Annotated in this window: 21 protein-coding genes; 7 read left to right on the plus strand and 14 right to left on the minus strand. The window is 72.6% G+C overall.

The features are described 5' to 3' along the window. Positions 1-52: 52 nt before the first annotated feature. The 3 genes from ACFHW0_RS03330 to ACFHW0_RS03340 all read right to left on the minus strand — a co-directional run bounded on the left by ACFHW0_RS03330 (position 53) and on the right by ACFHW0_RS03340 (position 4058). Entirely contained in the window at positions 53-2818 is a 2766-nt protein-coding gene (locus ACFHW0_RS03330) for a LamG domain-containing protein (protein ID WP_416605385.1), read from the minus strand. Then, entirely contained in the window at positions 2815-3591 is a 777-nt protein-coding gene (locus ACFHW0_RS03335) for a hypothetical protein (protein WP_416605386.1), read from the minus strand. The genes ACFHW0_RS03330 and ACFHW0_RS03335 overlap by 4 nt, the downstream gene beginning before the upstream one ends. A 224-nt stretch (positions 3592-3815) precedes the next feature. Further along, positions 3816-4058, minus strand: coding sequence for a DUF5522 domain-containing protein (locus tag ACFHW0_RS03340; RefSeq protein ID WP_089001409.1), 243 nt, complete (start codon positions 4056-4058; stop codon positions 3816-3818). 309 nt (positions 4059-4367) lie between these two features. Between ACFHW0_RS03340 and ACFHW0_RS03345 the strand changes: the two genes are divergently transcribed. Together ACFHW0_RS03345 and ACFHW0_RS03350 are read left to right on the plus strand one after the other, a co-directional pair. Further along, complete coding sequence (locus ACFHW0_RS03345; protein ID WP_416605387.1) at positions 4368-5639, plus strand: MFS transporter; 1272 nt, start codon at positions 4368-4370, stop codon at positions 5637-5639. 382 nt (positions 5640-6021) lie between these two features. Continuing rightward, positions 6022-6339, plus strand: a complete 318-nt coding sequence (locus tag ACFHW0_RS03350) for a TraR/DksA family transcriptional regulator (RefSeq protein ID WP_366638568.1) — start codon at positions 6022-6024, stop codon at positions 6337-6339. Between the two features lie 48 nt (positions 6340-6387). On the opposite strand, the gene ACFHW0_RS03355 is transcribed toward ACFHW0_RS03350, so the two are convergent. From ACFHW0_RS03355 to nrdR, 3 genes are all read right to left on the minus strand, one after another. Continuing rightward, positions 6388-7323 carry a DUF2332 domain-containing protein gene (locus ACFHW0_RS03355; RefSeq protein WP_416605388.1) on the minus strand — a complete coding sequence of 312 codons (936 nt, stop codon included), beginning with the start codon at positions 7321-7323 and terminating at the stop codon, positions 6388-6390. A gap of 137 nt (positions 7324-7460) precedes the next feature. Beyond that, positions 7461-10334, minus strand: coding sequence for a vitamin B12-dependent ribonucleotide reductase (locus ACFHW0_RS03360; protein WP_416605389.1), 2874 nt, complete (start codon positions 10332-10334; stop codon positions 7461-7463). A 69-nt stretch (positions 10335-10403) separates the two neighbouring features. Continuing rightward, positions 10404-10904, minus strand: a complete 501-nt coding sequence (gene nrdR, locus ACFHW0_RS03365; protein WP_132232964.1) for a transcriptional regulator NrdR — start codon at positions 10902-10904, stop codon at positions 10404-10406. Between the two features lie 568 nt (positions 10905-11472). On the opposite strand from nrdR, the gene lexA reads away from it, so the two are divergent. Continuing rightward, a complete protein-coding gene (lexA, locus tag ACFHW0_RS03370; RefSeq protein WP_416605391.1) occupies positions 11473-12255 on the plus strand; it encodes a transcriptional repressor LexA in 783 nt (260 codons plus the stop codon). 122 nt (positions 12256-12377) lie between these two features. On the opposite strand, the gene ACFHW0_RS03375 is transcribed toward lexA, so the two are convergent. Beyond that, positions 12378-14102, minus strand: a complete 1725-nt coding sequence (locus ACFHW0_RS03375; protein ID WP_416605392.1) for a hypothetical protein — start codon at positions 14100-14102, stop codon at positions 12378-12380. Positions 14103-14153: 51 nt separating this feature from the next. Then, the gene (hflX, locus tag ACFHW0_RS03380) at positions 14154-15608 is read right to left on the minus strand and encodes a GTPase HflX (RefSeq protein WP_416605393.1); all 1455 of its coding nucleotides are present in this window, start codon (positions 15606-15608) and stop codon (positions 14154-14156) included. A 175-nt stretch (positions 15609-15783) separates the two neighbouring features. On the opposite strand from hflX, the gene ACFHW0_RS03385 reads away from it, so the two are divergent. Then, entirely contained in the window at positions 15784-17250 is a 1467-nt protein-coding gene (locus ACFHW0_RS03385) for an NAD-dependent malic enzyme (RefSeq protein WP_416605394.1), read from the plus strand. A gap of 264 nt (positions 17251-17514) precedes the next feature. On the opposite strand, the gene dapF is transcribed toward ACFHW0_RS03385, so the two are convergent. From dapF to ACFHW0_RS03400, 3 genes are read right to left on the minus strand one after another with little or no spacing between them, the layout of a single operon-like run. After that, positions 17515-18363 carry a diaminopimelate epimerase gene (gene dapF / locus ACFHW0_RS03390; RefSeq protein ID WP_416605395.1) on the minus strand — a complete coding sequence of 283 codons (849 nt, stop codon included), beginning with the start codon at positions 18361-18363 and terminating at the stop codon, positions 17515-17517. A gap of 7 nt (positions 18364-18370) precedes the next feature. After that, complete coding sequence (gene miaA, locus ACFHW0_RS03395) at positions 18371-19306, minus strand: tRNA (adenosine(37)-N6)-dimethylallyltransferase MiaA (protein ID WP_416605730.1); 936 nt, start codon at positions 19304-19306, stop codon at positions 18371-18373. Continuing rightward, positions 19291-20010: a class III extradiol dioxygenase subunit B-like domain-containing protein gene (locus ACFHW0_RS03400; RefSeq protein WP_416605397.1), complete on the minus strand. Its 720-nt coding sequence runs from the start codon at positions 20008-20010 to the stop codon at positions 19291-19293. Before ACFHW0_RS03400 ends, miaA begins: the two co-directional genes overlap by 16 nt. 333 nt (positions 20011-20343) lie before the next feature. Between ACFHW0_RS03400 and ACFHW0_RS03405 the strand changes: the two genes are divergently transcribed. Then, positions 20344-21552 (plus strand): DUF349 domain-containing protein, encoded by a 1209-nt coding sequence (locus ACFHW0_RS03405; protein ID WP_121395980.1) that lies wholly within the window; start codon positions 20344-20346, stop codon positions 21550-21552. A 391-nt stretch (positions 21553-21943) separates the two neighbouring features. After that, positions 21944-22903, plus strand: coding sequence for a pectate lyase family protein (locus ACFHW0_RS03410; protein ID WP_416605398.1), 960 nt, complete (start codon positions 21944-21946; stop codon positions 22901-22903). A 54-nt stretch (positions 22904-22957) separates the two neighbouring features. On the opposite strand, the gene miaB is transcribed toward ACFHW0_RS03410, so the two are convergent. Then, the gene (gene miaB / locus ACFHW0_RS03415) at positions 22958-24484 is read right to left on the minus strand and encodes a tRNA (N6-isopentenyl adenosine(37)-C2)-methylthiotransferase MiaB (RefSeq protein WP_416605399.1); all 1527 of its coding nucleotides are present in this window, start codon (positions 24482-24484) and stop codon (positions 22958-22960) included. Positions 24485-24535: 51 nt separating this feature from the next. On the opposite strand from miaB, the gene ACFHW0_RS03420 reads away from it, so the two are divergent. After that, positions 24536-24766, plus strand: coding sequence for a DUF2277 family protein (locus ACFHW0_RS03420; protein WP_416605401.1), 231 nt, complete (start codon positions 24536-24538; stop codon positions 24764-24766). 88 nt (positions 24767-24854) lie between these two features. On the opposite strand, the gene ACFHW0_RS03425 is transcribed toward ACFHW0_RS03420, so the two are convergent. Then, a complete protein-coding gene (locus tag ACFHW0_RS03425; RefSeq protein ID WP_416605402.1) occupies positions 24855-25334 on the minus strand; it encodes a hypothetical protein in 480 nt (159 codons plus the stop codon). Between the two features lie 322 nt (positions 25335-25656). Then, the gene (gene selD, locus ACFHW0_RS03430) at positions 25657-26652 is read right to left on the minus strand and encodes a selenide, water dikinase SelD (protein WP_416605404.1); all 996 of its coding nucleotides are present in this window, start codon (positions 26650-26652) and stop codon (positions 25657-25659) included. Positions 26653-26673 lie beyond the last annotated feature (21 nt).

A 26673-nucleotide genomic window follows, 5' to 3' on the forward strand; every position in this document is an offset into this window, starting at 1 on the left:
GGGCTTCTTGGGTGCGAGGTTTCATGCCGCTTCCGGAATGGGTCTCGCGTGCTCAGAGACCTTCGTGGAGTGCGGCGACCTCGCGGTCCGACATGGCACCCGCGTAGACCTTGATCTGATCCAGGTTCCCCGCGAGATGTCCCCAGGTCGTGTGACCGGCTCCGACATGGAACGGCTCAGAGGAGACGCCGCCGTCGACACCCGTCGCCACCTGTTGCTGTCGCACCCCGTTGAGGTAGAGGCGGACTTCTCCCGCACTCGCATCGAACACACCGGTGACATGTGTCCACTCACCGGGTTTGGTCTGCTCCAGTGAATCCGCCCACGCTGCCGACCACACCGGTGCACCCGTCGCGGACGGTGTCAGCACAGAGAAGGCCCACCTGTTGCTCGCCGCCACATAGAGTGCGACCGAGCCTTCATCGAGCTGGTTTCTTCCCTGTCGCACGACAACCTGTTCCTTGCCGTTGAGGGAATCGATGCGGACCCAGGCCGACACGGTCAGGGACTGTCCCGTGTTGACGACGGGTCCACTCGCAGCGGCGTGACCGGTCTTTGTGGTTGCCGCGCCGTAGCCGTCGGGCTGCGGGTGATTCAGCCAGAGGGAGTCGTTGTCGTCGTGCGCGTCGCCGGTGAAGCCGGCGTTCTGTCCGTCGGAGTACGGGTCGGTGCATCCGTGCAGGTCCAGCGACTGACTCCAGTAGCTGGAACTCACCGGAGACGCGCATCCCGAGGAAAGCCCTCCGCTGAAGTCCCAGTTCGCCACCTGCACCGGCGCCAGGATCCCGGGTATCGCGTTCGTACCCGCCTCGGCGCTGGCGTCGGTGCCCCTCAGATCGTCCATGGTGAGGGCGCGATTCCACAGGCGAACATCGGTGAGGCCGCCCGACCAGTAGGTGAGCATGTACGGGCCGCCGCCGGGCACCTTGTACTGCGCAGCCCCGACGACCAGTGGACCCCCGCCTGCCCACCCGGCCACCGATCGTACGGCGGACCCTGCGAGGTTCCCGTTGACGTAAAGCTCCACCTGTCCGGTTGCGGCGTCGAAGGAGCCCGCGAGGTGGGTCCACTTGCCGACCTGCCGAGGGGCGACGGAGGCCGAGGACACGACGTGTAGCCAGTTGGGACCCTGGTCGGAGTCGGCATCAGGAAGGGTGAAGGACCACTTCGGCTCGCCGTTGTGGACGCGGTAGCCGAGGTAGAAGGCACTCAGGCTGGCGCCTGACTTGCTGACTGCCGTCCAGGTGCTGGTGGGGAGGTCCGGTTCCTGGTCACTCGGATCCGCGTCTGCCATCCGCACCCATGCCGAGACACTGAACGACTTGCTCGTGTCGAGCGGAACGCCGCTGGTGGAGAGGTACGAGTTGTTGGTGAACGCTGGAGTCGACTCGTGGTGGATCCGGCTGTTGGCCGCCCAGCTCACGGTGCCGCTGGGCGTCAGTTGCACCTGGTTGATCACGTCAGAGAAGTTGTGGCCGTCGATGGTGTCGAGTGGCCAGTGCGCGAGCGGCGCGGAGGGACCGTTCACGAGGAACCGGTGTCCGGTGGTGTCACTGTGCTTCCCGGCGTTGTCGACGCTGTAGACCTCCAGCACGTTGTACCCGAACCGCCGTGGCGTCAGGGTCACCGTGTGCGGCGCGCCGGCGGCCACGGTCACCGTCGTCAGAGGGGTCGTCTGCCCGGCCCAGCCGTACACGTACTTCACCGCGTCCTGCGAACCGGCGCCGAAGGTGAAGGACCCCGAGACTCCCGGGCCGCCGTGCGACGAGCCGTCGTCCGGGTACGCCGTCGAGGTCACCGTCGGAGGCAGCGGCTTGGAGACGTCCACCGTGAAGCTGCACCAGGCCGCCCAATCCGAGTACTGGCCCGCCCTGTCCCTGGTCTGCACCCGCCACTCGTAGGTCTTGCCCTCCGAGGTGGCCCCGAGGCTGATGACGCCCGATTCGCCGTAGTTGTTGCCCGGCTTGGTCTGTCCCGTTCTCGCCGTGACCGTCGTGGTGCCCTTCAGCCGGTACTGGAAGTAGCCCACCAGGCTGTCGGTGGCCCCGTCGGCGTCGCCGTAGAACGCCTTCAGCACCGGTGAGGCGGTGCCGATCGTCGCACCGCACGCCTGGCCGGACGTGGTGAGGCCGGTCGGCACGGCCGGCTTGGAGTTGTAGGTGACCTCGAGCCACGCCTTGTCGGTGTAGAACTTCTTCCACCGGCTCTCGAAGTCCTCACCCACATTCGACGGATTGCAGGCGCACAGGCCGACCGTGTACACGGGCCAGGCATTGGTGGCGGCGTGCTGGAGGTCCGTGACGACGGTGGTGCTGGAGAACTCCGCGTCGTCGTCCGGCTGGATCACCCCGCAGCCGCCCGCCTCGTTCGCGTTGCCCTCCCACGAGTCGAGGTAGGTCGCGGGCAGCGGCCGGGTGGTCCAGGCCATCCGGCCGCCGCCGGAGACCGTGATGGCGTTCGTCCGGTAGGCGTAGACCCAGGTCGGATCGCAGGAGTACGAGTGGTCGAGCGTGACCCGGATCGTCCCGCCCAGGATCTGCTTGCCCTTCAGGCCCGACACGTTGAAGTCGTAGTAGGAGCGGTAACGCTCACCGTTGCCGCCCTCGGGGTGCGGCTGGCGTCCCACCCGGGCCACGGTGGTGTCGTTGTTCTCGCCGTTGCTGGTGGAGTACGCCCACTTCGTCCGCAACTTCTCGAACTGCGGATCGATGTAGATCGGATAGGTCAGCCCCGGGTCGGCCATCAGTCCGGCGTCGGGGGTGACGGTGAACTGGGCGCCCGACGCAGCCACGCGCACCTTCGCGCTTCGCGAGGTCACCGCCGATTCGGTGCGGTGGCCCTTTCGCCCGGCGGAGTCTCCAGCCGCGCTGCCGCCACGGCCGGCAGCACCTCGCCGGCCCGGGCCGGGTCGGCGGAGGAGTCCCACATCCGGGCCGGTGCGGACGTGGCGACCGTGACCCCTGCGGCGGTCACCAACCTCATGGCGCCACCGGCGTCCTGGGCGATCCTCATGTCACCGCCGGTGCGGTAGCGCAACGCTTTGATCGCCGGCTGTGCGGCGGCCTCGGGGGTGAGCACCTCCACCACGTGCGTGTAACCCTCGGCGGTCGCGGTGACGTGCAGGTTGACGTCCTTCAGCACCGCCGGGTACGTGGCGGTGGGGCCGCTCACCCGAGGCCTCGGCAACGGTCCCAGCGGCCAGTCGAGGGTGAAGGTCGAACCGGCCTCCCGCCAACTCACGAGCGGACCCGTGCCGCCGGTGGAGAACGACACGTCGGCCAGGGTCGCGCTCGGAACCAGCTTGTCTCCCCGCTGACGCAGGCTGGGATCGATGGCCGCCCAGGAACCGTCCGCCCGGCGTACCCGCTGGGGTGCGACCGCCGCGACCAGCTTGCGGACGCCGTCCGGGGCGACGGTGACCTGCGCGTACTCCGTGCGCTCGCTGAGCACCTCGACCGGCCGGCCACAGGCGGCCGCCAGTCTGGCTGCCGCCGTCTCGTCCGGCGCCTCGGCGCTCCCGCATTCCCGCTGCGGCGTCGGGACGGGTGTGGCGGCGGCCTGCGGGGCCACCACGAGCCCGGTGCCTGACACACCGACACCGACGGAAGTCAGCCAGACGAAGGCACGATGCTTCCACGACACGACCACGAGGTCCCCGAATCACCCGCACGACAGCGAGCGAACTTTAAAGATCCTCTACCCGACTCGTAAATACCCGACTACAAACTGCTTCCACCAAAGGTCCAAATACGGACAGAAATAAGGCCCAGGTAGCCGTCGGTAACCGCGATCCGGTGCATGCCGTCGCGGCCGTGTCAGTCGTCGACGTACGGGCAGTGCCGACAGCCGCGCCCGCAGCAGGTGCCACGCCGGGCCAGGAAGCCCGCGCTGAGCACGAAGAGACCGGTGGCCGGGTCGAGGTAGCCGGCCTCACCGGCGGTCAGGGCGGCGGCGTGCGCGGCCAGGATCCGCTCCCGGTCCGGGTGCTGCGGCGGCAGCCGGGACGGGTGCGGCTCGGTCAGCGGCCGGTCCGCCAGCGGTCGTCGCTCTCCGGTCACCGGCGCAGTCTAGAGACGCGCTCGCCGCCCGCGCCCCCGACGCCGCCGGATCCCGCACACGACGCCGCCCGCTCCCGGATCCGCACACGTTCGTCGCCGCTCCCGGGACGCACCCGCCCGCCGCCGGATCGCGCACGCGCTCGAAGAGCCGCGAACCGACGCGTCGGATAACCAGTGGCGCCGATCCGGGCGGGGCCGGCAGGCTGACCGGATGGACCATCGACGGGCCGGGCGCCCGCGTCGGATGTCGGCCCCCGGGATCTCGGCGGCCTCCCCGGGACCCTCGTCGACCGGCATCGGGGACCCGACGTGACGCAGCAGGCGAGCCCGCCCGTCGGAGGTGCCGCCCCGAAACGGCCCTCGCTGCTGCGCAGCCGCAACTTCGGGCTGCTGCTGGCCGGGCAGACGGTCAGCGAGCTGGGCACGCGGGTCTCCAGCGTGGCGGTGCCGCTGCTCGCCGTCGGCACGCTCGACGCCAGCGTCTTCCAGGTCGCGCTGCTGACCGCGCTCGCCTGGCTGCCGTACCTGATCTTCTCGCTGCCGGCCGGGATCCTCGCCGACCGGGTCGACCAGCGGCGGCTGATGGTCGTCTGCGACCTGGGCCGGGCGGCGCTGCTGCTGTCGGTGCCGGTGGTCGCCCTGGCCGGTCGGCTCACCCTCGGCTTCCTGTACGCGGTGGTCGGGCTCAGCGGCGTGCTCACCGTCATGTTCACGGTGGCCCACAAGAGCATGCTGCCGAGGCTGGTGCCGTCGGACCGCCTCGTGGACGCCAACGCGAAGCTCACCGTCGGCCAGGACTCCGCCGAGCTCGTCGGCCCGACGATCGGCGGCGTGCTGGTCGGGCTGGTCGGCGCCGCGAGGACGTTCGTCGTCACCGCCGTCGCCTTCGCCGTGAGCGGGTTGACCCTGCTGCTGATCCGGGAGACGCCGGCCGAGCCCGCGCCACGCCGCGAGCGGGTGCCGCTGCGGGTGGAGATGACCGAGGGGCTGGGCTTCATCCGCCGCCAGCCGATCCTGCGCAGCATCCTCGCCTGCACCACCACCTCGAACTTCTTCGTCATGGCGTCCGGCTCGATCGAGGTGGTCTTCCTCCTCCAGGAGTTGCACGCGCCGCCGGCCCTGGTCGGGCTGGTCTACTCGGTCAGCGCCGTGGGCGGCCTCGTCGTCGGCGCGTTCGCCGACCGGTTGACCGCGTGGCTCGGCTCGGCCCGGGTGATCTGGGTGGCGATGGCCGCCCCGGGCCCGCTCTACCTGCTGATGCCCCTGGCGCAGCCCGGTTGGGGCGTGCTGCTCTACGGCATCGGCATGGCCGCGTTCTCCGCCAACGTGGTGCTCTACAACGTGGCCGCCATGACCTACCGGCAGCGGATCACCCCGCCCGCCCTGCTCGGCCGGGTGAACGCGGCGTTCCTCTGGGTCTGCTTCGGCGTGATCCCGTTGGGCGCGCTCACCGGCGGCACGCTCGCCAGCCAGCTCGGGCTGCGGCCGGCGCTGTGGATCTGCGTGCTCGGCACGTGGAGCGCCTCGCTCTTCGTCGTCCTCTCCCCGCTGCGACGGATGCGGGACCTGCCGGCGGCGTGACCGGCCGGTGCCGCAGGTCACACGTTCCGAACGGAGGGTGAGCCGGGGCACCGGCCGATCCTCGGGCGTACGGAAGCACGTTGGCTTTCCGATCCGGCCGGCCTATGGTGGCTGCATGTGTTCGACCGGTCAGCAGAGCAGCACCGCCGTCGTGGTGACGGCGGCGCCCGCTGCTGCCTGCCGGTGTGCCTCGCGGGTGAACGTGGCGACCCGGGTGGTGCGATCCGCGGTCGCGCCGTCGTGCGCCGGCTCGGTCGCCTCCCGACTGCCGAGCCCCGCCGGACGTGGCCCTCCGTGAACCGGTTGCAACTCTTGCGAACGGCCACCAGGGCGAAGCTATCCAGCTTCGGCCCTTTTTCTTTTTCCCGAAGGAGCTACGCCCATGACCACGCCCACCCAGTCCAGCGAGCAGAAGTGGCTCGACGACCTGCGTACGACACTGACCAACGACTTCGAGGCGCAGACCGTCCGGCTGACGCAGCTCACCGCCGACACCGGCGACCCGGGCGAGGCGCACACCCAGAGCGCGCTGATCGCCGCCACCCGGCAGAGCATCGAGCAGATCAGCGGGGCGCTGCGCCGCCTCGCCGAGGGCCGCTACGGCACCTGCGAGCGGTGCTCCGCCGCGATCCCCCGGGAGCGCCTGGAGGTGCTGCCGCACGCCCGCTTCTGCGTGCCCTGCCAGCAGAAGCAGCACTGACGTACGCCGGGCTGCCGTGCCGTTCTCCGGCACGGCAGCCCGGCCGGGTCAGCCGAACCAGGTCATCGCCTGCCCGTGCGAGCGCGTCCAGGCGAGTGGCCGACCGTCCAGCGCGAGCACGTTGTACAGCGCCTCGTCCGGCGGCTCCGGCAGCGCGTCGTGGGGCAGCACGTCCGGGGACTCGTTGGAGATCCAGTGGCCGGGCAGGCGACGTACCACGTCGGCGAACGCCGCCCGGCGCGGTGCCGGCACCTGGTAGAGCACGGAGGTGTGGAACACCACCAGCGTCGCGCCCACCGGCGCCCGCGCGGCCAGCGCGGGCAGGTCGTCCACCAGGTCACCGCGCGCGAGCAGCGGCGGGTCGGACGTGGCGACGGCCGCGGCGGCCCGCAGCCGGGCGCGGCGGTGCGTGTGCTCCGGCCAGATGAGAGCGTCGAGCCAGGCGACGTCCGTCGGATCGGTCACCCGCAGCGGATTCAGGTCCAGGCCGGCCCGCCACACCACCTCCGGTAGCCGGTCCGGCGGGGCCAGGCCGGTGGCCGCGCATCCGAGGACCGGGTCGCCCGCGCCGAGCGCGTGGTCACCGTAGCGGTAGGCGTACCGGTCGGGGTAGAGGCAGAGCCCGGCGGACGCGCCGACCTCCAGCAGCGCCAGCGGCTGCGGCAACGCGGCGAGCACCGGCAGCAGTACGGCACACCGCCCGGGCTCGTTCGTCTGGGTCGCGCGGGTGCGCAGCTCCGCCTCGATCGCCGGCCAGTTCGCCAGCGCGAAGTCGCGGAAGGCCGCCGGATCGTCGACCGGCCCGCCGAGCAGCCGTACGACGCCGAACAGCAGGTTCGGCTGCCGCCGGGCCGGCGGGAGCGCGGCGAGGAGGGTCAGCAACCCGTCGTCGCGGGAGACGGCGAGGGAGAGTCGCTCGTACGTCGGCGACACGCCGCGCGCCTCCCGGATGCCGAACTCGGCGTACGTCCCGGCGATCGTCATCTCCCCATGATCGCGGCTCGACGCGCGGACCTACGAAACCGCGTCCTCCGGGCCGGGCCGGCGAGACCCGTATCGCTGGGCCAGAGATGCGACGAGCCCCGGGCGTCGGAACACCCGGGGCTCGTCGTAGTCGGACGTCAGCTGCAACCGCTGGTGGAGCCGCAGCCCTCGCAGACGTAGCAGCTACCGGCCGGGCGCATCTTCGTACCGCAGGTGAAGCAGAGCGGCGCGTCGGCGGCCTTGCCGATCACGGCCTCCAGCAGTTCGGTGCTGGAACCCACGGACGGCGCCGGCTTGGCGGCGGCCACGTCGGCGGTCTCCTGCGCCGGCTGGGCGACCGGGCCGGTCTTCGGCTCGGTCGGCGCCTCGACCGGGGCGGAGGCGGCCATCGCGGTGAGGTCCGCACCGCTCGCCTCCGCCTCCGCCTCGGCCCGCAGCTGGGCGGCCCGCTCGCTGGCGGTGAAGATGCCCAGTTCCGCGCGGCGCTCGTACGGCAGGAAGTCCAGCGCCAGGCGTCGGAAGATGTAGTCCATCACCGAGGCGGCCATCCGCACGTCCGGGTCGTCGGTCATGCCGGCCGGCTCGAAGCGCATGTTGGTGAACTTGCTGACGTACGTCTCCAGCGGGACGCCGTACTGGAGACCGATGGAGATGGCCACCGAGAAGGCGTCCATCACGCCGGCCAGGGTCGAGCCCTGCTTCGACATCTTGAGGAAGACCTCGCCGAGGCCGTCGTCCGGGTAGGACGAGGCGGTGAGGTAGCCCTCGGCGCCGCCGACGGAGAAGCTGACCGTCTGGGACGGGCGCTTCTTCGGCAGGCGCTTGCGCACCGGGCGGTACTCGACGACCTTCTCGACCACCTTCTCCACCTCGGCGGGGGCGGCCTCGGTGGCCTTGTTGGACTTCGCCACCGACAGCGGCTGGCCGACCTTGCAGTTGTCGCGGTAGATCGCCAGCGCCTTGAGGCCCAGCTTCCAGCCCTCGAAGTAGATCTTCTCGACGTCCTCGACGGTCGCCTGCTCCGGCATGTTGACCGTCTTGGAGATGGCGCCGGAGACGAACGGCTGGACGGCCGCCATCATCCGCACGTGACCCATCGGGGCGATGGACCGCTCACCCATCGCGCAGTCGAAGACCGCGTAGTGCTCCGGCTTCAGGCCCGGGGCGTCGACCACGTGGCCCTGGTCGGCGATGTGCTCGACGATCGCCTCGACCTGCTCCTCGGGGTAGCCGAGGCTGCGCAGGGCGCGCGGCACGGTCTGGTTGACGATCTGCATCGAGCCGCCGCCGACCAGCTTCTTGAACTTGACCAGCGCCAGGTCCGGCTCCACGCCGGTCGTGTCGCAGTCCATCATGAAGCCGATGGTGCCGGTCGGCGCGAGGACGCTCGCCTGCGCGTTGCGCCAGCCGAACTTGTCACCGAGCTTGTTGCCCTGGGTCCACTGCTTCGTCGCCTCGCGGACGATCGCGGTGGCCACGGTGCCCGAGGGCTTGATCTCGTCGTTGGCGGCGGCGTGCTTGCGCATGACCCGCTTGTGCGGCTCGGCGTTGCGGGCGTAGCCGTCGTACGGGCCGACGACGCCGGCCAGCTCGGCCGAGCGGCGGTAGGCGGTGCCGGTCATCAGCGAGGTGATCGCCGCGGCGACCGAGCGGCCCTGCTCCGAGTCGTAGGGCAGGCCGGAGGCCATCAGCAGGGCGCCCAGGTTGGCGTAGCCGATGCCCAGCTGCCGGTAGGCGCGGGACGTCTCACCGATCTTCTCGGTCGGGAAGTCGGCGAAGCAGATCGAGATGTCCATCGCGGTGATGACGAACTCGACGGACCGGACGAACTTCTCCACCTCGAAGCCACCGTCGGCGCGGAGGAACTTCATCAGGTTGAGCGAGGCCAGGTTGCACGAGGAGTTGTCCAGGTGCAGGTACTCCGAGCACGGGTTCGACGCGGTGATCCGCCCGGTCTCCGGGCAGGTGTGCCAGTCGTTGATGGTGTCGTCGTACTGCAGGCCGGGGTCGGCGCACTCCCAGGCGGCCTGGGAGATGGCGCGGAACAGGTTCTTGGCGTCGATGGTCTCGATCACCGCGCCGTCGAGCCGGCCGCGCAGGTCGAAGCCGCCGCCGTTCTCCACCGCGGTCATGAACTCGTCGGAGACCCGGACGGAGTTGTTGGCGTTCTGGTACTGCACGCTGACGATGTCGGCGCCGCCGAGGTCCATGTCGAACCCGGCGTCGCGCAGCGCGCGGATCTTGTCCTCCTCGCGCGCCTTGGTGACCACGAACTCCTGGATGTCCGGGTGGTCCACGTCGAGGATGACCATCTTGGCCGCGCGCCGGGTGGCGCCGCCGGACTTGATGGTGCCGGCGGAGGCGTCCGCGCCGCGCATGAAGCTGACCGGGCCGGAGGCGTTGCCGCCGGAGGAGAGCAGCTCGCGGGAGGAGCGGATCCGGGACAGGTTCACGCCGGAGCCGGAGCCGCCCTTGAAGATCAGCCCCTCCTCCTTGTACCAGTCCAGGATGGAGTCCATCGAGTCGTCGACGGCCAGGATGAAGCAGGCGCTGACCTGCTGCGGCGAGGGCGTGCCGACGTTGAACCAGACGGGCGAGTTGAAGCTGAACACCTGGTGCAGCAGCATCCAGGTCAGCTCGTGGGCGAAGATCTCGGCGTCGGCCGGGCCGGCGAAGTAGCCGTACTCCTCACCCGCCGTGCGGTAGGTGGTGACCACCCGGTCGATCAGCTGCCGCAGCGACCACTCCCGTTCCGGGGTGCCCACGGCGCCCCGGAAGTACTTGGTGGTCACGATGTTCGCCGCGTTGACGCTCCACGACTCCGGGAACTCGACGCCGCGCTGCTCGAAGTTGACCGAGCCGTCCCGCCAGTTCGTCATGACGATGTCGCGGCGCTCCCAGGCGACCTCGTCGTAGGGGTGCACCCCCTCGGTCGTCCAGACCCGCTCGATCTTGAGCCCCGCGCCGGCCTTGTTGCGTGCCCTGCTGGTTGTCACACCGTCCCCCGACATCTCATCCGCCCCCTCGTCCGCACGGCCACCCGCCGCCCGATCCGACTGTCATCACCTGCAAGAGAAACTTCAACTGGTACGGCCGGCGGCCTCGGCCGCGTCGGCCCCGGCGCCCTCCCGGGCGCGCGCGGCGGCCCGCAGCGTCTCGATCTCGCGCTCGAAGTCGGCGAGCGAGTCGAACGACCGGTAGACGCTGGCGAACCGCATGTAGGCGACCTCGTCCAGGTCCCGCAGCGGGCCCAGGATCGCCAGCCCCACCTCGTGGCTGGGGATCTCGGCGGCCCCCTTGGCCCGGACGGTCTCCTCGACCTTCTGCGCCAGCAGCGCGAGCGAGTCGTCGTCGACCGGCCGGCCCTGGCACGCCTTGCGCACCCCGCCGACGATCTTCGTGCGGCTGAACGGCTCGGTGACCCCGCTGCGCTTGACGACCGCGAGGACCGCCTCCTCTACGGTGGTGAACCGCTTGCCGCACTCCGGGCAGGATCGCCGCCGGCGGATCAACTGGCCGTCGTCGGCCTCCCGCGAGTCGACCACCCGGGAGTCGGCGTGTCGGCAGTACGGACACCGCATCGCACCCGACCTCCTTCGTCGATCGCGGGCCCGCCGGCCGCTTCCCGGGCACGCGTCAGCGCGACGGAGCCATCTGCCGATGGGCTTCGCCGTGTCGACGGTGCCGGAGTGCGGTCGGTAGTCGAACCCAACCTGTAGGCGACTTACGCCCGTGTGACTACTACATCTAGGGGTCGACCGTAGGCCGCTGCGGATCGGAGGTCAAGTTGGCCGGCGTGTCCGGCGCGTCACCCGACGCCCGGGGCGAACCGGCACCGCCGCCCGCCGGAGGACCAACCGTCCGACGCCCCCGCGGGTTACCGGTCCGGCCGGGGCGAAACGGCCGACGATCGGGCGAAAGTCGAACACCCGTTCGACCCGGCGTACCATTTATCAGAACGCGAGTACGAGCGAGGCGGTTTTTCACCCCGACACGCCGAGCAAGGTCGTACAGATGTTTGAAAATGACCGATCTCACCTATACGGTCTTGAACAACCGGGCGCGGAATCCTCCGTCCACCGGTCAGCTTGCACCACCGCACGCACCACGAGCCGCCAAGGCACCCAGCGCCGACCAGGGAGGACGGACGTGACCGAGGATCGGGCCAGCCGGCCGAAGAGCCCGCAGCAGATCACCGAGGCGGGACCGCCGGCCACCCGACGCCGGGGCGCCGCGCGCAGCCGGACGGGGCAGCCTGCCGTGCGCCCGGTCACCCCGGTGGTCAGCGCCTTTCCCGACCCCGCGACGGTGGATCTCACCGCCCGGCAGCGCCGGATCCTGGAGTTCATCCGCACCTGGGTCGAGCGGCACGGCTACCCGCCGAGCGTGCGCGAGATCGGCGAGGCCGTCGGCCTGGTCTCGCCGTCCAGCGTCGCCTACCAGCTCAAGGAGCTGGAGAAGAAGGGCTTCCTGCGCCGCGACCCCAACCGGCCGCGCGCCGTGGACGTCCGGGCGCCCGCCGACGTCGACGAGGAAATGGCCCGCTCGCAGCGCCCCGCCCCGGCCTACGTGCCGATGCTGGGCCGGATCGCGGCCGGTGGCCCGATCCTGGCCGAGCAGGCCGTGGAGGACATCTTCCCCCTCCCCCGCGAGCTGGTGGGTGAGGGCGAGGTCTTCATGCTCCAGGTCAAGGGCGACTCGATGCTGGACGCGGCGATCTGCGACGGCGACTGGGTCGTGGTCCGGCAGCAGCCGACCGCCGAGGCCGGCGACATCGTCGCCGCCATGCTCGACGGCGAGGCGACCGTGAAGACCTACCGCCGCCGCGACGGGCACGTCTGGCTCATGCCGCAGAACCCTGCCTTCGACCCGATCCCCGGCGACGACGCCACCATCATGGGCCGGGTCGTCGCGGTGCTGCGCCGCATCTGATCCGCCACCGCGCCGGGTGGCCGCCCTCGGCGGTCACCCGGGGCGCCGCTGCCGCTCAGTCACAGGGCCGGAGCGTCCTCGGGGCCTGAGCGTCCCTCGCCGCGTCCGGCAGGCCTGACGCCTCAGTAACGGTCGCCCCGGTAGCCCCGGCCGCCGCCGGGCACGTGACCGTAGCCGCGACCGTCGTCGGGGCCGTCGTCACGTCGGCGGGACCGCCGCTGGCCACGGGGGTCCGGTTCGTCGCCCCGCCGCGGCGGCTCCGCCCGGCCACCGCCGTAGACGCCGCCCGGCTGTCCCCCGCCACCGTAGACGCCGGCACCGGGGCGACCGCCACCCTGACGGCCACCACCACCCTGGCGACCACCACCACCCTGACGGCCACCGCCGCCGCCCTGCCGTCCGCCGCCACCGGGCGGCGGCCCGCCCAGGCCGGGCGGCCCGTCGACGGGCGGGCGACCGCCGCCGTAGACGCCGCCGCCAGCAGCCGGACGGGCGCCACCGTAGACGCCGCCACCGGCCGGACGGGCGCCGCCGGGTCCCCCGCCGCCGGCCGGCGCGGGACCGCCGCGCCCACCGGCCGGGCCGCCGCAGACGCCGGCCGCCGGCGCACCGCCGTAGACGCCGCCCCGACCCCGGTCGCCCGGCGGACGGATGCCGTCGTCCGCCGGCCCGCGCCGGTCGTCGGCGAGGACGTCGTCGCGGTCCGGGCCGTCGTCGCCGCGGGGAGGCGCCGGCTTGCGCCGGGACCGGAGGATGCCGAAGACACCGGCGGCCACCATCAGCGCGCCGATCACCCCCACGGCCGCGATCAGGTACGTGATGTCGCTCAGGCTCAGGCCGTCGACCCAGGACTGGCTGGCCTTCTTCGGGGCGTCGCCCCCGCCGGCCATCGGCTTCGCGCCCTCCGAGGAGGGCGTGTAGCCGAGGATGTCGATCGGGGCGTCCTCGTCGAGCTGGCCCCCGTCGGAGACGGTCAGAAAGGTCTTGCCGTCGGGACTGTAGGTGATCGCCTCACCGAACGGGTCGGCGAGCGCCGTCACCCGGGGCTTGCCGCCGGTCAGGGCCGCCACGACGTTCCCGTCGGTCACGTCGTACTCGAAGGCGTCGGCGTAGGTGCGCACCACCACCCGGGAGCCGTCGGGGGACCGGGCCGCGCCGGTGATCGCGACGCGGCCGGGGGCGCCGAGCCGGTTGTCCGTGTCGGTCTCCGGCAGGCTGATCTCGCCGACCTTCTTCATCGGTACGGCAGGGGTGTCCCCGCTCTTCATCTTCTCGGCGGGAGTGAAGATCTGGGCCTTGCCGGACATCACCTTGGTGATGATCAACGGGTTGCCGTCGTCGCCGATGAGCAGCGCCTCGGCGTCGTGCGGCTTGCCCTCGGGGTAGGAGAGGCGGTGCAGCTGGGGCCGCTTGGAGCCGTTGACCGGCATGCTCCACAGCGCCACGCGCTCGCGACGCTCCCGGCTGGTGACGTTGTCACCGGTGTCGGCGATCCAGACCGTCGTGCCGTCCGGGGAGAGCGCCAGGTCCTCGGTGTCGAACGGCCCCTGACCCGAGTAGCGGACCGGCTCCTTCGAGATCCCGCACTTGGCGTCGAGGAAGAAGACCCGCTTGCGGCTCTCCACCTCGGTGCCGTCGTTGATCACGATGTAGCCGCTCTTGGTGGCCACCAGGCCCGACAGCTCACGCAGCCGCTCGTCGGTGACCGTGCAGCGCTTCTTGCCGGGGGCGGCCGCGAGCGGGGACGCGGCCGAGGCGGGCGCCGCCGCCAGGGCGACTCCGGTACACGCCACGGTCGCCCCCAGCAAGCCGAGGGCGACCGTGACCGAAGAAACAGCGCGGCGCATTGAATCAGTGTCGCATGCCGGGCGTTTCCGACGCGTGACGCCGGGAGGCCGTCACCGGGCGCCCGCGACCGCCTGGCCCTCGTCCGCCGCCCGGAACGGCGCCAACTCGGCGGCGAGCGCCTCGCCGACCCGGACGTGCACCAGGGTGCCCTCCGGCAGGTGGGAGGTGCTCAGCACCTCGCCCTGACGGTGCACCCGGGCCACCAGGTCGCCCCGGTCGTACGGCAGCACCGCGCGGACCTCCACGGCAGGGCGGGGCAGCCGCGCCTCGACGGCCTCGCGCAGCCCGTCGATGCCGCGACCGGTGTGCGCGGAGACGAAGACGGCCTCCGGCCAGAGCCGCTTGAGCCGCAGCAGCGTCTCCTCGTCGGCCGCGTCGGTCTTGTTGACCACCAGCAGCTCGGGCAGCCGGTCGGCGCCCACCTCGGCGAGCACCTCGTGGACCGCCCGGACCTGCTCCTCCGGGTCCGGGTGGGTGCCGTCGACGACGTGCACCACCAGGTCGGCCTCGGCGACCTCCTCCAGGGTCGAGCGGAACGCCTCGACGATCTGGTGGGGCAGGTGCCGGACGAACCCGACCGTGTCGGAGAGGGTGTAGAGCCGCCCGTCGGCCGTGGTGGCCTTGCGGGTGGTCGGGTCGAGGGTGGCGAAGAGCGCGTTCTCCACCAGCACGCCCGCCCCGGTCAGCCGGTTGAGCAGGCTCGACTTGCCGGCGTTGGTGTAGCCGGCGATGGCCACGGCCGGCACGGCGTTGCGGGACCGCCGGGCGCGCTTGGTCTGGCGTACCGTCTTCATGCCCTTGATCTCCCGGCGCAGCCGGGCGATGCGGTGGCGGATCCGGCGCCGGTCGGTCTCCAGCTTCGTCTCACCGGGGCCGCGCAGACCCACGCCGCCGCCGGCGCCGCCGCCGCGACCGCTACCACCGGTCTGCCGCGAGAGGGTCTCACCCCAACCGCGCAGGCGCGGCAGCAGGTATTCGAGCTGGGCCAGCTCGACCTGCGCCTTGCCCTCCTTGCTCTTGGCGTGCTGGGCGAAGATGTCGAGGATCAGCGCGGTGCGGTCGACCACCTTGACCTTGGTGCGCTGCTCCAGGTTGCGCAGCTGGGACGGCGACAGCTCACCGTCGCAGATCACCGTGTCGGCGCCGGTGGAGAGCACGACCGAGCCGAGGTCGTCGACCTTGCCCCGGCCGACGTAGGTGGCGGGGTCGGGGCGGGTGCGCCGCTGGATCAGCCCCTCGAGCACCTGCGAGCCGGCGGTCTCCGCCAGCGCGGCCAGCTCGGTGAGGGAGTTCTCGGCGTCGCTCTGCGAGCCCTCGGTCCAGACGCCGACGAGGACCACGCGCTCCAGGCGCAGTTGGCGGTACTCGACCTCGGTGATGTCCGCGAGCTCGGTGGAGAGGCCGGGGACCCGCCGCAGCGCCTGCCGCTCCGACAGCTCGAACTCACCGGTGGTGGCGTCGAGCTCGTCGTCCTCGTAGGGAAGAAGGGTCTCCTGGTTGTGCAAGCCGGTCTCCTGTCCGTTCTGTCACGTACCGAGCAATCCTGACATGTGTCAACGCGGAACGCACCCGCTATATGCCCGCTCGAACGGGCCACAAAAGTGGGGGCGGATGCCGGAGGGGCCCGCCGGGGCGAGTAGAAATGCGGGGCGAGCCGTTCAGCGTCGACGGAGGGATCCCGTGGCCATCACCCGACTTCCAAGTGCCGGATTCTCGATCACGATTCGGATCGCCGTGCCGGCGGACGCGTCCTCGATCGGCCGGCTGACCACCTCCGTGGGTGAGGCCGGGGCGATCGTCACCGCGCTCGACGTGGTGGACTCCGACCCGACCCACGTGCTCGTCGACCTGACCTGCGACACCGCCGACGCCAGCCACGCCGACCAGGTGGTCGACGCGTTGACGGCGCTGGACGGCGTGGACGTACGCAAGGTCTCCGACCGGACCTTCCTCCTGCACCTCGGCGGCAAGATCGAGGTCAGCTCGAAGGTGGCGCTGCGCAACCGCGACGAGCTGTCCCGGGCGTACACCCCGGGGGTGGCGCGGGTCTGCATGGCGATCGCGGAGAACCCGGCCGACGCCCGCCGGCTGACCATCAAGCGCAACACCGTGGCCGTGGTCAGCGACGGCTCCGCCGTGCTGGGCCTGGGCAACCTCGGGCCGGCGGCGTCGCTGCCGGTGATGGAGGGCAAGGCCGCGCTGTTCAAGCGCTTCGGCGGGGTGGACGCCTGGCCGGTGGTGCTCGACACCCAGGACACCGACGAGATCGTGCAGATCGTCAAGGCGATCGCCCCGGCGTACGGCGGGATCAACCTGGAGGACATCGCCGCGCCCCGCTGCTTCGAGATCGAGGCGCGGCTGCGCGAGGCGCTGGACATCCCGGTGTTCCACGACGACCAGCACGGCACCGCGATCTGCGTGCTGGCCGCGCTGACCAACGCGCTGCGCGTCGTGGGCAAGCAGCTCGCGGACGTCCGGGTCGTGGTCTCCGGCGCTGGCGCGGCCGGCACCGCGATCATGAAGCTGCTGCTGCGCCAGGGCGTCGGCGACATCATCGCGTACGACCGGCAGGGCGCCCTGCACCGCGGCCAGAGCGGGCTCAACCCGGCCTGGCAGTGGCTGGCCGAGAACACCAACAAGGAGAACTACTCCGGCGACCTGGCCGGGGCGGTACACGGCGCGGACGTCTTCATCGGGGTGAGCGCGCCGAACCTGCTCACCGGCGACGACATCGCCACGATGGCCAAGGACTCGATCGTCTTCGCGCTGGCCAACCCCGACCCCGAGGTCGACCCGCGGGAGGCGCGCAAGCACGCCGCCGTGGTCGCCACCGGCCGCTCCGACCAGCCGAACCAGATCAACAACGTGCTCGCCTTCCCGGGCGTCTTCCGGGGCATGCTGGACGCGCACGCCGAGGAGTTCACCGAGGAGATGGCGATCGCGGCGGCCCGGGCCATCGCGGACGTGGTCGGCGAGGACAAGATCAACCCGACGGTGATCGTGCCCAGCGTCTTCGACTCCCGGGTCTCCCCTGCGGTCGCCGCGGCGGTCCGCGCCGCCGCCCAGAACCCGACCCCGACCCCCGCCGCCGACCCGGGCCCCGCCGACCTCCCCGAGATCGCCGCCGAAGCCAGCGCCACCCCCTAACCCGCCCTCCCCTCTCCCCCTCCCCCCTCCCCCTCTCCCCCTCTCCCCCTCCCCTCTCCCCCTCTCCCCCTCCCCTCTCCCCCTCTCTCCCTCCCCTCTCCCCCTCCCGCCCTCCCCCTCCCCGCCGGGGTCGATCATGCAGTTGTGGTGCCCCGCAAATGGGGCGCCAGAGGGCGATACGCCCACCACAACTGCATGATCGACGCGCCCTGGGGAGGGGCGGGGAGGGGCGGGTCAGGGGGTGGGCGGGAGGGGGAGGGCGGGTCAGGGGGTGGTGAGGGTGGTGGGGTCGAGGGTGCCGGTGGCTACCAGGGTGGCGGGGCCGGCCAGCCAGCAGGAGTCCTCCGTCACCGTGACCGACAGGCGTCCGCCGGGGACGTCCACCGCCAGCACGCCGGTGTCCCGGCCCGCGTCGCGCAGGGCCACCGCGGCCACCGCGCAGGCGCCCGTGCCGCAGGAGAGCGTCTCGGCGGAGCCGCGCTCGTACACCCGCATCAGCACGTGGCCGTCGGTGCCGTCGACGGGCTCGCCCGGCGCCGTGAACTCCACGTTCACCCCGGCCGGGAAGACCGCCCGGTCGACGTCGGGGGCCCGGGTGAGGTCGAGCGCGGTCAACTCCAGCCCGGCCGGCAGCGCGCAGACCAGGTGCGGGTTGCCGACGTCCACGGCCGTGCCGGGCAGGGTCAGCCCGCCGAGGGTGGCGGTCGCCGTGTCGTACAGCCGGGGGCGGCGCATCTCGACGGCGATGGCGTCGGCCGTGACCAGCGCGCGCACGACGCCGGCCCGGGTCGCCACCGGCAGCGCCCCTTCCTCCGGCTCGGCCAGTCCGGAGGCGACCAGGTAGCGGACGAAGACCCGGGCGCCGTTGCCGCACATCTCCGCGAACGACCCGTCGGCGTTCCAGTAGTCCATGAACCACTCGGCCTCGCCGGACGTCCCGGCGCCCTCCGGGTGGGCGGCCGCCCGGACGACCCGCAGCACGCCGTCGCCGCCGAGGCCGCGCCGCCGGTCGCAGAGGGCCGCGACCAGCCCCGGGGTCAGGTCGAGCCGGTTGTCCGGATCGGGCAGGATGACGAAGTCGTTGCCGGTGCCGTGGCCCTTGGTGAACTGCACGCCCCCATCATCGCGCAGCGGCGGGGAGCAGGCGCAGGGCGGCCGGGATCAGGTCCGGCGCCGCCGCGTCCAGCCAGTGGATCCGCGGGTCGCGGCGGAACCAGGAGCGCTGCCGCCGGACGAAGCGCCGGGTGGCCCGGACGGTCTCGTCGTGCGCCTCGGCCTCGGTCAGCTCCCCGGCGAGGAAGCGCAGCACCTGCTGGTAGCCGAGCGCGCGGCTGGCCGTACGGCCCTCGGGCAGACCGCGCGAGACCAGGTCCCCGGTCTCGGCGACCAGGCCGTCCGCCCACATCCGGTCCACCCGCAGGGCGATCCGCTCGTCCAGCAGGGCGGTGTCCAGGTCCACCCCGAGCTGCACCGACGGGTAGTACGGGGTGGGGTCGGGCAGCGCGGCGGTGAACGGCGCCCCGGTCAGCTCGATGACCTCCAGGGCGCGGACGATCCGCCGGCCGTTGCCGGGCAGGATCCCCGCCGCGGCGGCCGGGTCGGCCTCGCGCAGCCGGGCGTACAGGGGCGCGGGGCCGACCTCGGCCAGCTCCCGTTCCAGCCGCTCGCGCACCGCCGGGTCGGTGCCGGGGAACTCGAAGCGTTCCAGCACCGCCCGCACGTAGAGGCCGGAGCCGCCGACCAGCAGCGGCACCCGGCCCCGGGCCAGGACGTCGTCGACGGCGGCGCGGGCCAGCCGCTGGTACTCGGCGACGCTCGCCGGCTCGGTGACGTCCCAGATGTCCAGCAGGTGGTGCGGCACCCCCTCGCGCTCGGCCGGGGTGAGCTTGGCGGTGCCCACGTCCATGCCCCGGTAGAGCTGCATCGAGTCGGCGTTGACCACCTCGCCGTCGAGGGCGTGCGCGAGGGCGATGCTCAGCGCCGACTTGCCGGCCGCCGTCGGCCCGACCACGGCGACGACCGTCCCGGCCGGTGGGCGGGTCACGCCGGCGCCCAGGACGACACGAGGTAGGCGACGCCGTAGGGCGCCGAGTAGTGGCGCAGCTCGCCGCGCCAGTCGCCGCCCGTCGCACGCACCGCGCCGGCCAGCACCTGCCACGGCGCGCGGCCGGCGGCCTTCAGCTCCGCCGACAGTTCCGGGTCCAGGTCGAGCAGGGCCTCGGCGTCCGCGCCGGCCAGGGCGCGGGCGACCGCGTCGTCGTACGCCTCGGCGCGCGGGTCGTCGTAGCCGGGCGACTTCGGGCCGCGGCAGGCCGACCCGTCACCCGTCACCAGCAGGGCGGTACGCGGCTCCGTCGCCGCGCCGAGCGCCGCCCCCAGCTCGCCGCACTCCGTCGGGGAGGCGTCGGACGCGACGGAGCGGGCCAGCCGGGGCAGCTCGGTGCGGGAGCGCCCGAGCAGCCACGCGCCGACGGTCAGGCTCAGCGGCAGCCGCTCGCCGCCGGCGCAGTTCACCTTCCACAACCGCACGTGCCGGTCGAGGCCGTACTGGCGCAGCGAGCCGTGATCGGCCGCGTTGAAGCGGGTGGTCTCCGGCCCGCCGCCGACCAGGACGATGACCTCGGGGCCGGCGGCGAGCAGCCCGGCGACGGCGGCGTCGCAGGCGGCACGGAGCTCGTCCAGCTCGGGCGCGGCGGCACCGGCCAGGTCGGGGACGATCAGCGGCGGGTGGGGGCAGACGGCAGCGGCGACCAGGGGCACCCGGCAACGGTATCGGCACGACGGCGCCGGGCGCCCCGCACCCGGGACTCTCGGCGCCGCCACCGTCCCGCCGGATCCTCGCCGGCGAGGCGCTGCCCGGTCGGGTCGCCGCACCGCCGACGACGCCCGCCGGGCGGACACGTCGTACGCCGGATCCCGACACTCCTCCCAGGGAGCCTGTCCGCGGGCGCTAGGACACCGTATGGTCACGGTCGGCGATAGGCGCTCGACGGGAACGGGGTCGCACCTGTGACAATGCCGGGGGAAACTTTGCTGCGCCGTGGCGGCGATCGCGGGACTGCTCCCCGACGCCGGGAGAACGAGGATGGGCACATGAGCGACTGGACTGCCTTCGGACGGGTGGACGCGGACGGCACCGTGTACGTCAAGACCGCCGACGGCGAGCGGGTGGTCGGATCCTGGCAGGCGGGAGCGCCCGAGGAGGGGCTGGCCCACTTCGCCCGCCGCTTCGACGACCTGGTGACCGAGGTCAACCTGACGGAGGCCCGGCTCAACTCGGGCGCCGCCGACGCCGGCCATTCACTGACCACCATCCGGCGGATCCGCGCCTCGCTGGCCGAGGCGCACGTCGTCGGCGACATCGACGCGCTGGCCGCCCGGCTGGACCGGCTCGCCACGGTCGCCGAGGAGAAGGCCGGCGAGGCCAAGGCCGCCCGGGACGCCGCCCGCAGCGAGGCGCTCGCCCGCAAGCAGGCCCTCGTGGAGGAGGCGGAGAAGCTGGCCGCCGAGTCGACCGGCTGGAAGACCGCCGGGGACCGGCTCAAGGAGATCCTCGACGAGTGGAAGACCATCCGCGGGGTCGACAAGAAGGCCGACGGCGAGCTGTGGAAGCGGTTCGCCGCCGCGCGCGACGGCTTCACCCGCCGCCGGGGCGCCCACTTCGCCTCCCTCGACGCGCAGCGCAAGCAGGCGCAGACGGTCAAGGAGGAGCTGGTCGCCGAGGCCGAGAAGCTCAAGGACTCCACCGACTGGGCGGCCACCGCCAACCAGCTCAAGGAACTGATGAACCAGTGGAAGGCCGCTCCCCGGGCCTCCAAGGAGGCCGAGCAGAAGCTCTGGGAACGGTTCCGGGGCGCGCAGGACGAGTTCTTCACCCGGCGCAGCGAGGTCTTCTCCGCCCGCGACAACGAGCAGCGGGGCAACCTGGAACGCAAGCAGGCGCTGCTCGCCGAGGCCGAGGCGCTGGACGTCGACGGCGACCCGAAGGGCGCGCAGGCCAAGCTGCGGGAGATCCAGGCCCAGTGGCACGAGGCCGGCCGGGTGCCCCGCGAGGCGGCGGCCGGGCTGGAGCGCCGGCTGCGCGCCATCGACGAGAAGGTCCGCGAGGTGATGGACTCCGCGTGGCGGCGCACCACCAAGGAGGACAACCCCCTGCTCGCCCAGATGCGCGCGCAGGTCGCCGAGGCCGAGGAGCGGCTGGCCCGGGCCCAGGCGGCCGGCGACGCCCGGCGGGTCAAGGAGGCCGAGCAGGCGCTGGCGTCCAAGCGGCAGTTCCTCCAGCTCGCCGAGCAGGCCGGCTGAGCCGGACCGACCCACCACGACGGGCCCCGGCCACTCGGGCCGAGCCACCACGGAAGCCCCCGATCCGCCACGGACGGGGGCTTCCGCCTGTCCGCCCGCAGCCGTCGCCTGCTGATCCCACCTCCGCATCGGCGGTCGTCCCCCTTCGGGGGCGGCGGCCGATGCGCGTACGGGCGGAGCAAGCCTTTACATCGATGGGCGTCTGTGTTTACATCAGGAAAGCGCTTACCTGACTGCTCGTCAGCGCCAGCACGGGAGCCGCAACTTCGCGTAGCCAGTCCGCATTCCGCGGGGCCGCCGACCGCCGTCCCCGCCGACCAGACGCCACCGGGCACGGCGTCGCAGGGTCGGCCCACGGTCCGCGAGCCCGCCACCACCGAAGGGAAGCACCATGCGTACGTCCCGACGTCGCACCACCCTGCTCGCCGCCGCCGCCAGCGCCGCCCTGCTCGCCGCGGGGGCGCTGACCACCGGCACCGCGCCCGCCTCGGCCGCCCCCACCGGGCTCGTCGGCTGGGCCACCCAGAACGGCGGCACCACCGGCGGCAGCGGCAACCCCGTCACCGTGACCACCGCCTCGGCCCTGACCAGCGCGGTCGGCTCCAGCAACGCGGCGGTGATCCGGGTCTCCGGCACCATCTCCTGCTCCGGCATGCTGCGGGTGCGGTCCCACAAGACCATCCTCGGCAACCCCGGCGCGACCATCTCCGGCTGCGGCTTCAACATCAACGGTGACCGCAACGTCATCATCCGGAACCTGACCTTCCGGAACTGGAACGACGACGCGATCAACGTGCAGGAGTCGGCCACCAACGTCTGGATCGACCACAACAGCTTCACCAACGGCTACGACGGCGCGGTCGACATCAAGCGGGGCTCGGACTTCATCACCGTGTCGTGGAACCGCGTCTACGACCACGACAAGTCGATGCTGCTCGGGCACAGCGACAGCAACGGCAGCCAGGACACCGGCCACCTGCGGGTGACCTACCACCACAACTGGTTCGACGAGAGCAGCCAGCGCCACCCCCGGGTCCGCTTCGGCAACCCGGTCCACGTGTTCAACAACTACTACGACAGCAACGGCGGCTACGGCGTGGCGTCCACGGAGAACGCCGGGGTGCTCGTCGAGGGCAACTACTTCGAGAACGTCGACGACCCGTACCACCTCGGTGAGGGCGACTCCGGCCCGGGCACGCTGGTCGCCCGGAACAACCACTTCGTCAACTCCGGCAGCGGCCAGGCCGGCGGCAGCGTGCGGAGCATCCCGTACGCGTACAGCCTGGACGCCGCGAACAGCGTGAAGTCCATCGTGACCGCCGGCGCGGGCGCCGGTCGGATCCAGGTCTGACCGGCTGAGCGCACCGGCCGGGGCCCGCGCGTGCGGGCCCCGGCCGGTCGCGGGTCAGTGCGCGGCGCAGCCGGTCGTCGGCGCGGGCGTCGCGGCCGGCGCGCCGATCGTGGGCAGCCCGAGCAGCACCCCCGGCGTACGCGGGGCGCGCCCCGCCTCGGCCGCGTCGCCGGCCCGGGTGCGCCGGTGCGACAGCGGCTCGCCGTCGGCGTTCAGGTGGTGCGGGGCGGCGTAGGTGATGGCGGTGTGCACGATGTCGCCGGGGCGGATCCGCCCGGCCCGGGAGCCCGCCTCGCCGTGCTGGCCGTTCGCGCCGGTGGCGAAGTGGACCAGGCGGCCGTCGCGGGCGCGGCCGGACATCCGGCCCGTGCGCTCGTCCTTGCGCCCCTCGCCGACGGCGACCAGCACCTCGACGGTCTCCCCCAGGAGCTTCTTGTTCTCCGCCCAGGTGATCTCCTCCACGCAGGCGATCAGCCGCTCGTAGCGCTCCTGCACGACCTGCTTGGGCAGCTGGCCGTCCATCGTGGCGGCGGGCGTGCCGGGGCGCTTCGAATACTGGAAGGTGAAGGCGGAGGAGAAGCGGGCCTCGCGGACCACGTCGAGGGTGCGCTCGAAGTCGGCGTCGGTCTCGCCCGGGAAGCCGACGATGATGTCGGTGGTGATCGCCGCGTCCGGCATCGCCGCCCGGACCTTCTCGATGATGCCCAGATAGCGGTCGGCCCGGTACGAGCGGCGCATGGCCCGCAGCACGTCGTCCGAACCGGACTGGAGCGGCATGTGCAGCGAGTGGCAGACGTTGGGTGTCTCGGCCATCGCGGCGATCACGTCGTCGGTGAAGTCCTTCGGGTGCGGGCTGGTGAACCGCACCCGCTCCAGCCCCTCGATGTCGCCGCAGGCGCGCAGCAGCTTGCCGAAGGCGAGCCGGTCGCCGAACTCGACGCCGTAGGAGTTGACGTTCTGCCCGAGCAGGGTCACCTCCAGCACGCCCTCGTCGACCAGGGCGCGGACCTCGGAGAGGATGTCGCCGGGGCGGCGGTCCTTCTCCTTGCCCCGCAGAGAGGGCACGATGCAGAACGTGCAGGTGTTGTTGCAGCCGACGGAGATCGACACCCAGCCGGCGTACGTGGACTCGCGCCGGGTGGGCAGCGTCGAGGGGAAGACGTCGAGGGACTCGAGGATCTCCACCTCGGCCGCCGCGTTGTGCCGGGCCCGGTCCAGCAGCACCGGCAGCGACCCGATGTTGTGCGTGCCGAACACCACGTCGACCCAGGGCGCCTTGCGGACGATCTCGCCCCGGTCCTTCTGGGCGAGGCAGCCGCCCACGGCGATCTGCATCCCCGGATGTCTGGCCTTGACGGGGCGCAGGTGACCAAGGTTGCCGTAGAGCCGGTTGTCGGCGTTCTCCCGGACGGCGCAGGTGTTGAACACCACCACGTCCGGGTTGTCGTCGGCTTCGGCGGCGCGCACGTAGCCCGCCTGCTCCAGCAGGCCGGAGATGCGCTCGGAGTCGTGCACGTTCATCTGGCAGCCGTAGGTGCGCACCTGATAGGTGCGCGGGCTGCTCGCCGCTGCGGTAGTCATGACCCGGACAGCGTATCCGGGCCCACCGACCGGACTTAACGAGGAGGAGCCGTGTGCCGGAGCATCAAGACCCTGCGTGAGCCGTACGTCGCCGAGGTGACCACGGCGGACGTCGACGCCGCGGCGTTGCAGTACGTCCGCAAGATCTCGGGTTTCCGCAAGCCCGCCGCCCACAACGCCGCAGCCTTCGACGCGGCGGTCGCCGCCGTCGCCGCGGCCACCGCGACCCTGCTCGCCGAGCTGGAGGTACGCGGCGGCCGCTCCGCCAGCCCGGCGGGCTGACCCGCCGCCGGGCCGACGAGGGCCTCGTCGCCCGCCGGAGACCCCGGGGCCGGACGCCCCGGCAGGGCCGGCGGGTCGGCGGGCGGGGTCAGGCGGCGGCGAGCGCCGGGAGCACCGAGTCCGGCGCCCAGCGCGAGCGGTGGCACTGCGACCAGCCGCGACAGCGGGGATCGGCGTCGGTGCACAGCCGCTGGTCGGCGAGCACCTCGCCGTCGTCGGTGTCCCGGACGTCGAAGTGCACCGGCCGGATCGTGCCGTCGGGCGCGACGAGCAGGTGCCGCCCGGCGTCGAGCGTGTCGTCGCGCAGCAGGCAGTTGCGGTCCAGCAGCCGCGCCAGCGCGGCGATGCTGCCGTGTTCGGGCAGCCCTTCGGGCACCCCGTAGCAGTCCACGATGGTGGCGAACTCCCCCGGCGCCTGCCAGACGTCGCAGATCACCGCGTACGTCGGCAGGCGGGCGGGGTCCGCCGCCGCCAGGGGCATCACCACCCGGCCGAGCGCCTCGGCCAGTGCCGGGTAGACCTCCACCGGCCGCACCTGCTCGATTCTCCAGTTCCACAGCTCGGTCATGCCGCCTCCTCGCTGTGCTCGTCCCACCGGCCTCCGGATCGGGCCTTACTGACGATGGTGGGGTGCATATGACCTCAGCCGGGGGCAAGTTACCGGTCTGTGACCATTCCGGGCAAAATTTCCTTGAGCGCCGTTGCTCGGAGTAGCGGGAAGGTGACAGTTTATCGGGTACGGTGGCCCGCTGCGGACGCCACACGCCGGCCGGAGGAGATCCTTCCGGCCCCGGCCGCGCCCGGCCCCGACGACCGCCACACGCCCGACGGCACGGGCAGGCGTCATCCGGTTGCCGAAGCCGCGGCCAGGAGCCGGGGCGGGGCCGTCCTCAGCGTACGACCACCCGGTGTTCCCCGGGCGGCAGCAGCTCGCCGACCACGGTGGCGCCCGGCAGCTCGCCCGCGACCAGCAGGCCGCCCGAGGTCTGCGCGTCGGCCAGCAGCAGCCGCTCCTCCTCGCGCACACCGCCGAAGTCGGTCCACGGGGTGACCCACTCCAGGTTGCGCCGGCTGCCGCCGCTGACGTGCCCGTCGCGCACCGCCTCCCGGGCGCCGGCCAGGTAGGGCACCCGGGCCGCGTCGATCGCCACCGTCAGGCGGCTCGCCCGGGCCAGCTTGGACGCGTGCCCGAGCAGGCCGAAGCCGGTCACGTCGGTGCCGCAGCGGACGCCGGCCGCCACCGCGGCCCGCGCCGCGTCGCGGTTGAGGGTGGTCATCGCGGCGACCGCCTCGGGGAAGCTCTCGCCGGTGGCCTTGTGCCGGGTGTTGAGCACCCCGACGCCGAGCGGCTTGGTCAGCGACAGCGGCAGTCCCGCCCGGCCCGCGTCCAGGGTGATCAGCTCCTCCGGCCGGACCACCCCGGTGACGGCCAGCCCGTACTTGGGGCCCTCGTCGTCGACGCTGTGCCCGCCGGCGAGGTGGCAGCCGGCGTCGCGGGCCACGTCCTGCCCGCCGCGCAGCACCTCCCGGGCCAGCTCCAGCGGCAGCACGTCGCGCGGCCAGCAGAGCAGGTTGAGCGCGACGAGGGGGGTGCCGCCCATCGCGTACACGTCGGAGAGGGCGTTGGTCGCGGCGATGCGCCCCCAGTCGTACGCGTCGTCGACCACCGGGGTGAAGAAGTCGGCCGTGGTGACCAGGCCGGTGCGCTCGTCGAGCCGGACCACCGCGGCGTCGTCGCCGTGGTCGAGCCCGACGAGCAGCTCGGCGGTGCCGGTGGCCGGGCCGAGCCCGGTGACCATCGTCTCCAACTCCCCCGGGGGGATCTTGCACGCGCAGCCGCCACCCCGGGCGTACCGGGTGAGCCGTACCGGTTCCGTCATCTCCACATGATCTCCCCGGCCGCCCCG

The organism is Micromonospora sp. LOL_025 (assembly GCF_048060285.1).
Classification (GTDB): domain Bacteria; phylum Actinomycetota; class Actinomycetes; order Mycobacteriales; family Micromonosporaceae; genus Micromonospora.

Bases quoted from the DNA above. Each gene is read 5' to 3' on its own strand.
- ACFHW0_RS03350 (WP_366638568.1), top strand. From the start codon at position 6,022: ATGACCACGCCCACCCAGTCCAGCGAGCAGAAGTGGCTCGACGACCTG.
- ACFHW0_RS03355 (WP_416605388.1), bottom strand. From the start codon at position 7,323: ATGACGATCGCCGGGACGTACGCCGAGTTCGGCATCCGGGAGGCGCGC.
- ACFHW0_RS03360 (WP_416605389.1), bottom strand. From the start codon at position 10,334: ATGTCGGGGGACGGTGTGACAACCAGCAGGGCACGCAACAAGGCCGGC.
- nrdR (WP_132232964.1), bottom strand. From the start codon at position 10,904: ATGCGGTGTCCGTACTGCCGACACGCCGACTCCCGGGTGGTCGACTCG.
- ACFHW0_RS03375 (WP_416605392.1), bottom strand. From the start codon at position 14,102: ATGCGCCGCGCTGTTTCTTCGGTCACGGTCGCCCTCGGCTTGCTGGGG.
- ACFHW0_RS03405 (WP_121395980.1), top strand. From the start codon at position 20,344: ATGAGCGACTGGACTGCCTTCGGACGGGTGGACGCGGACGGCACCGTG.
- ACFHW0_RS03410 (WP_416605398.1), top strand. From the start codon at position 21,944: ATGCGTACGTCCCGACGTCGCACCACCCTGCTCGCCGCCGCCGCCAGC.
- miaB (WP_416605399.1), bottom strand. From the start codon at position 24,484: ATGACTACCGCAGCGGCGAGCAGCCCGCGCACCTATCAGGTGCGCACC.
- ACFHW0_RS03425 (WP_416605402.1), bottom strand. From the start codon at position 25,334: ATGACCGAGCTGTGGAACTGGAGAATCGAGCAGGTGCGGCCGGTGGAG.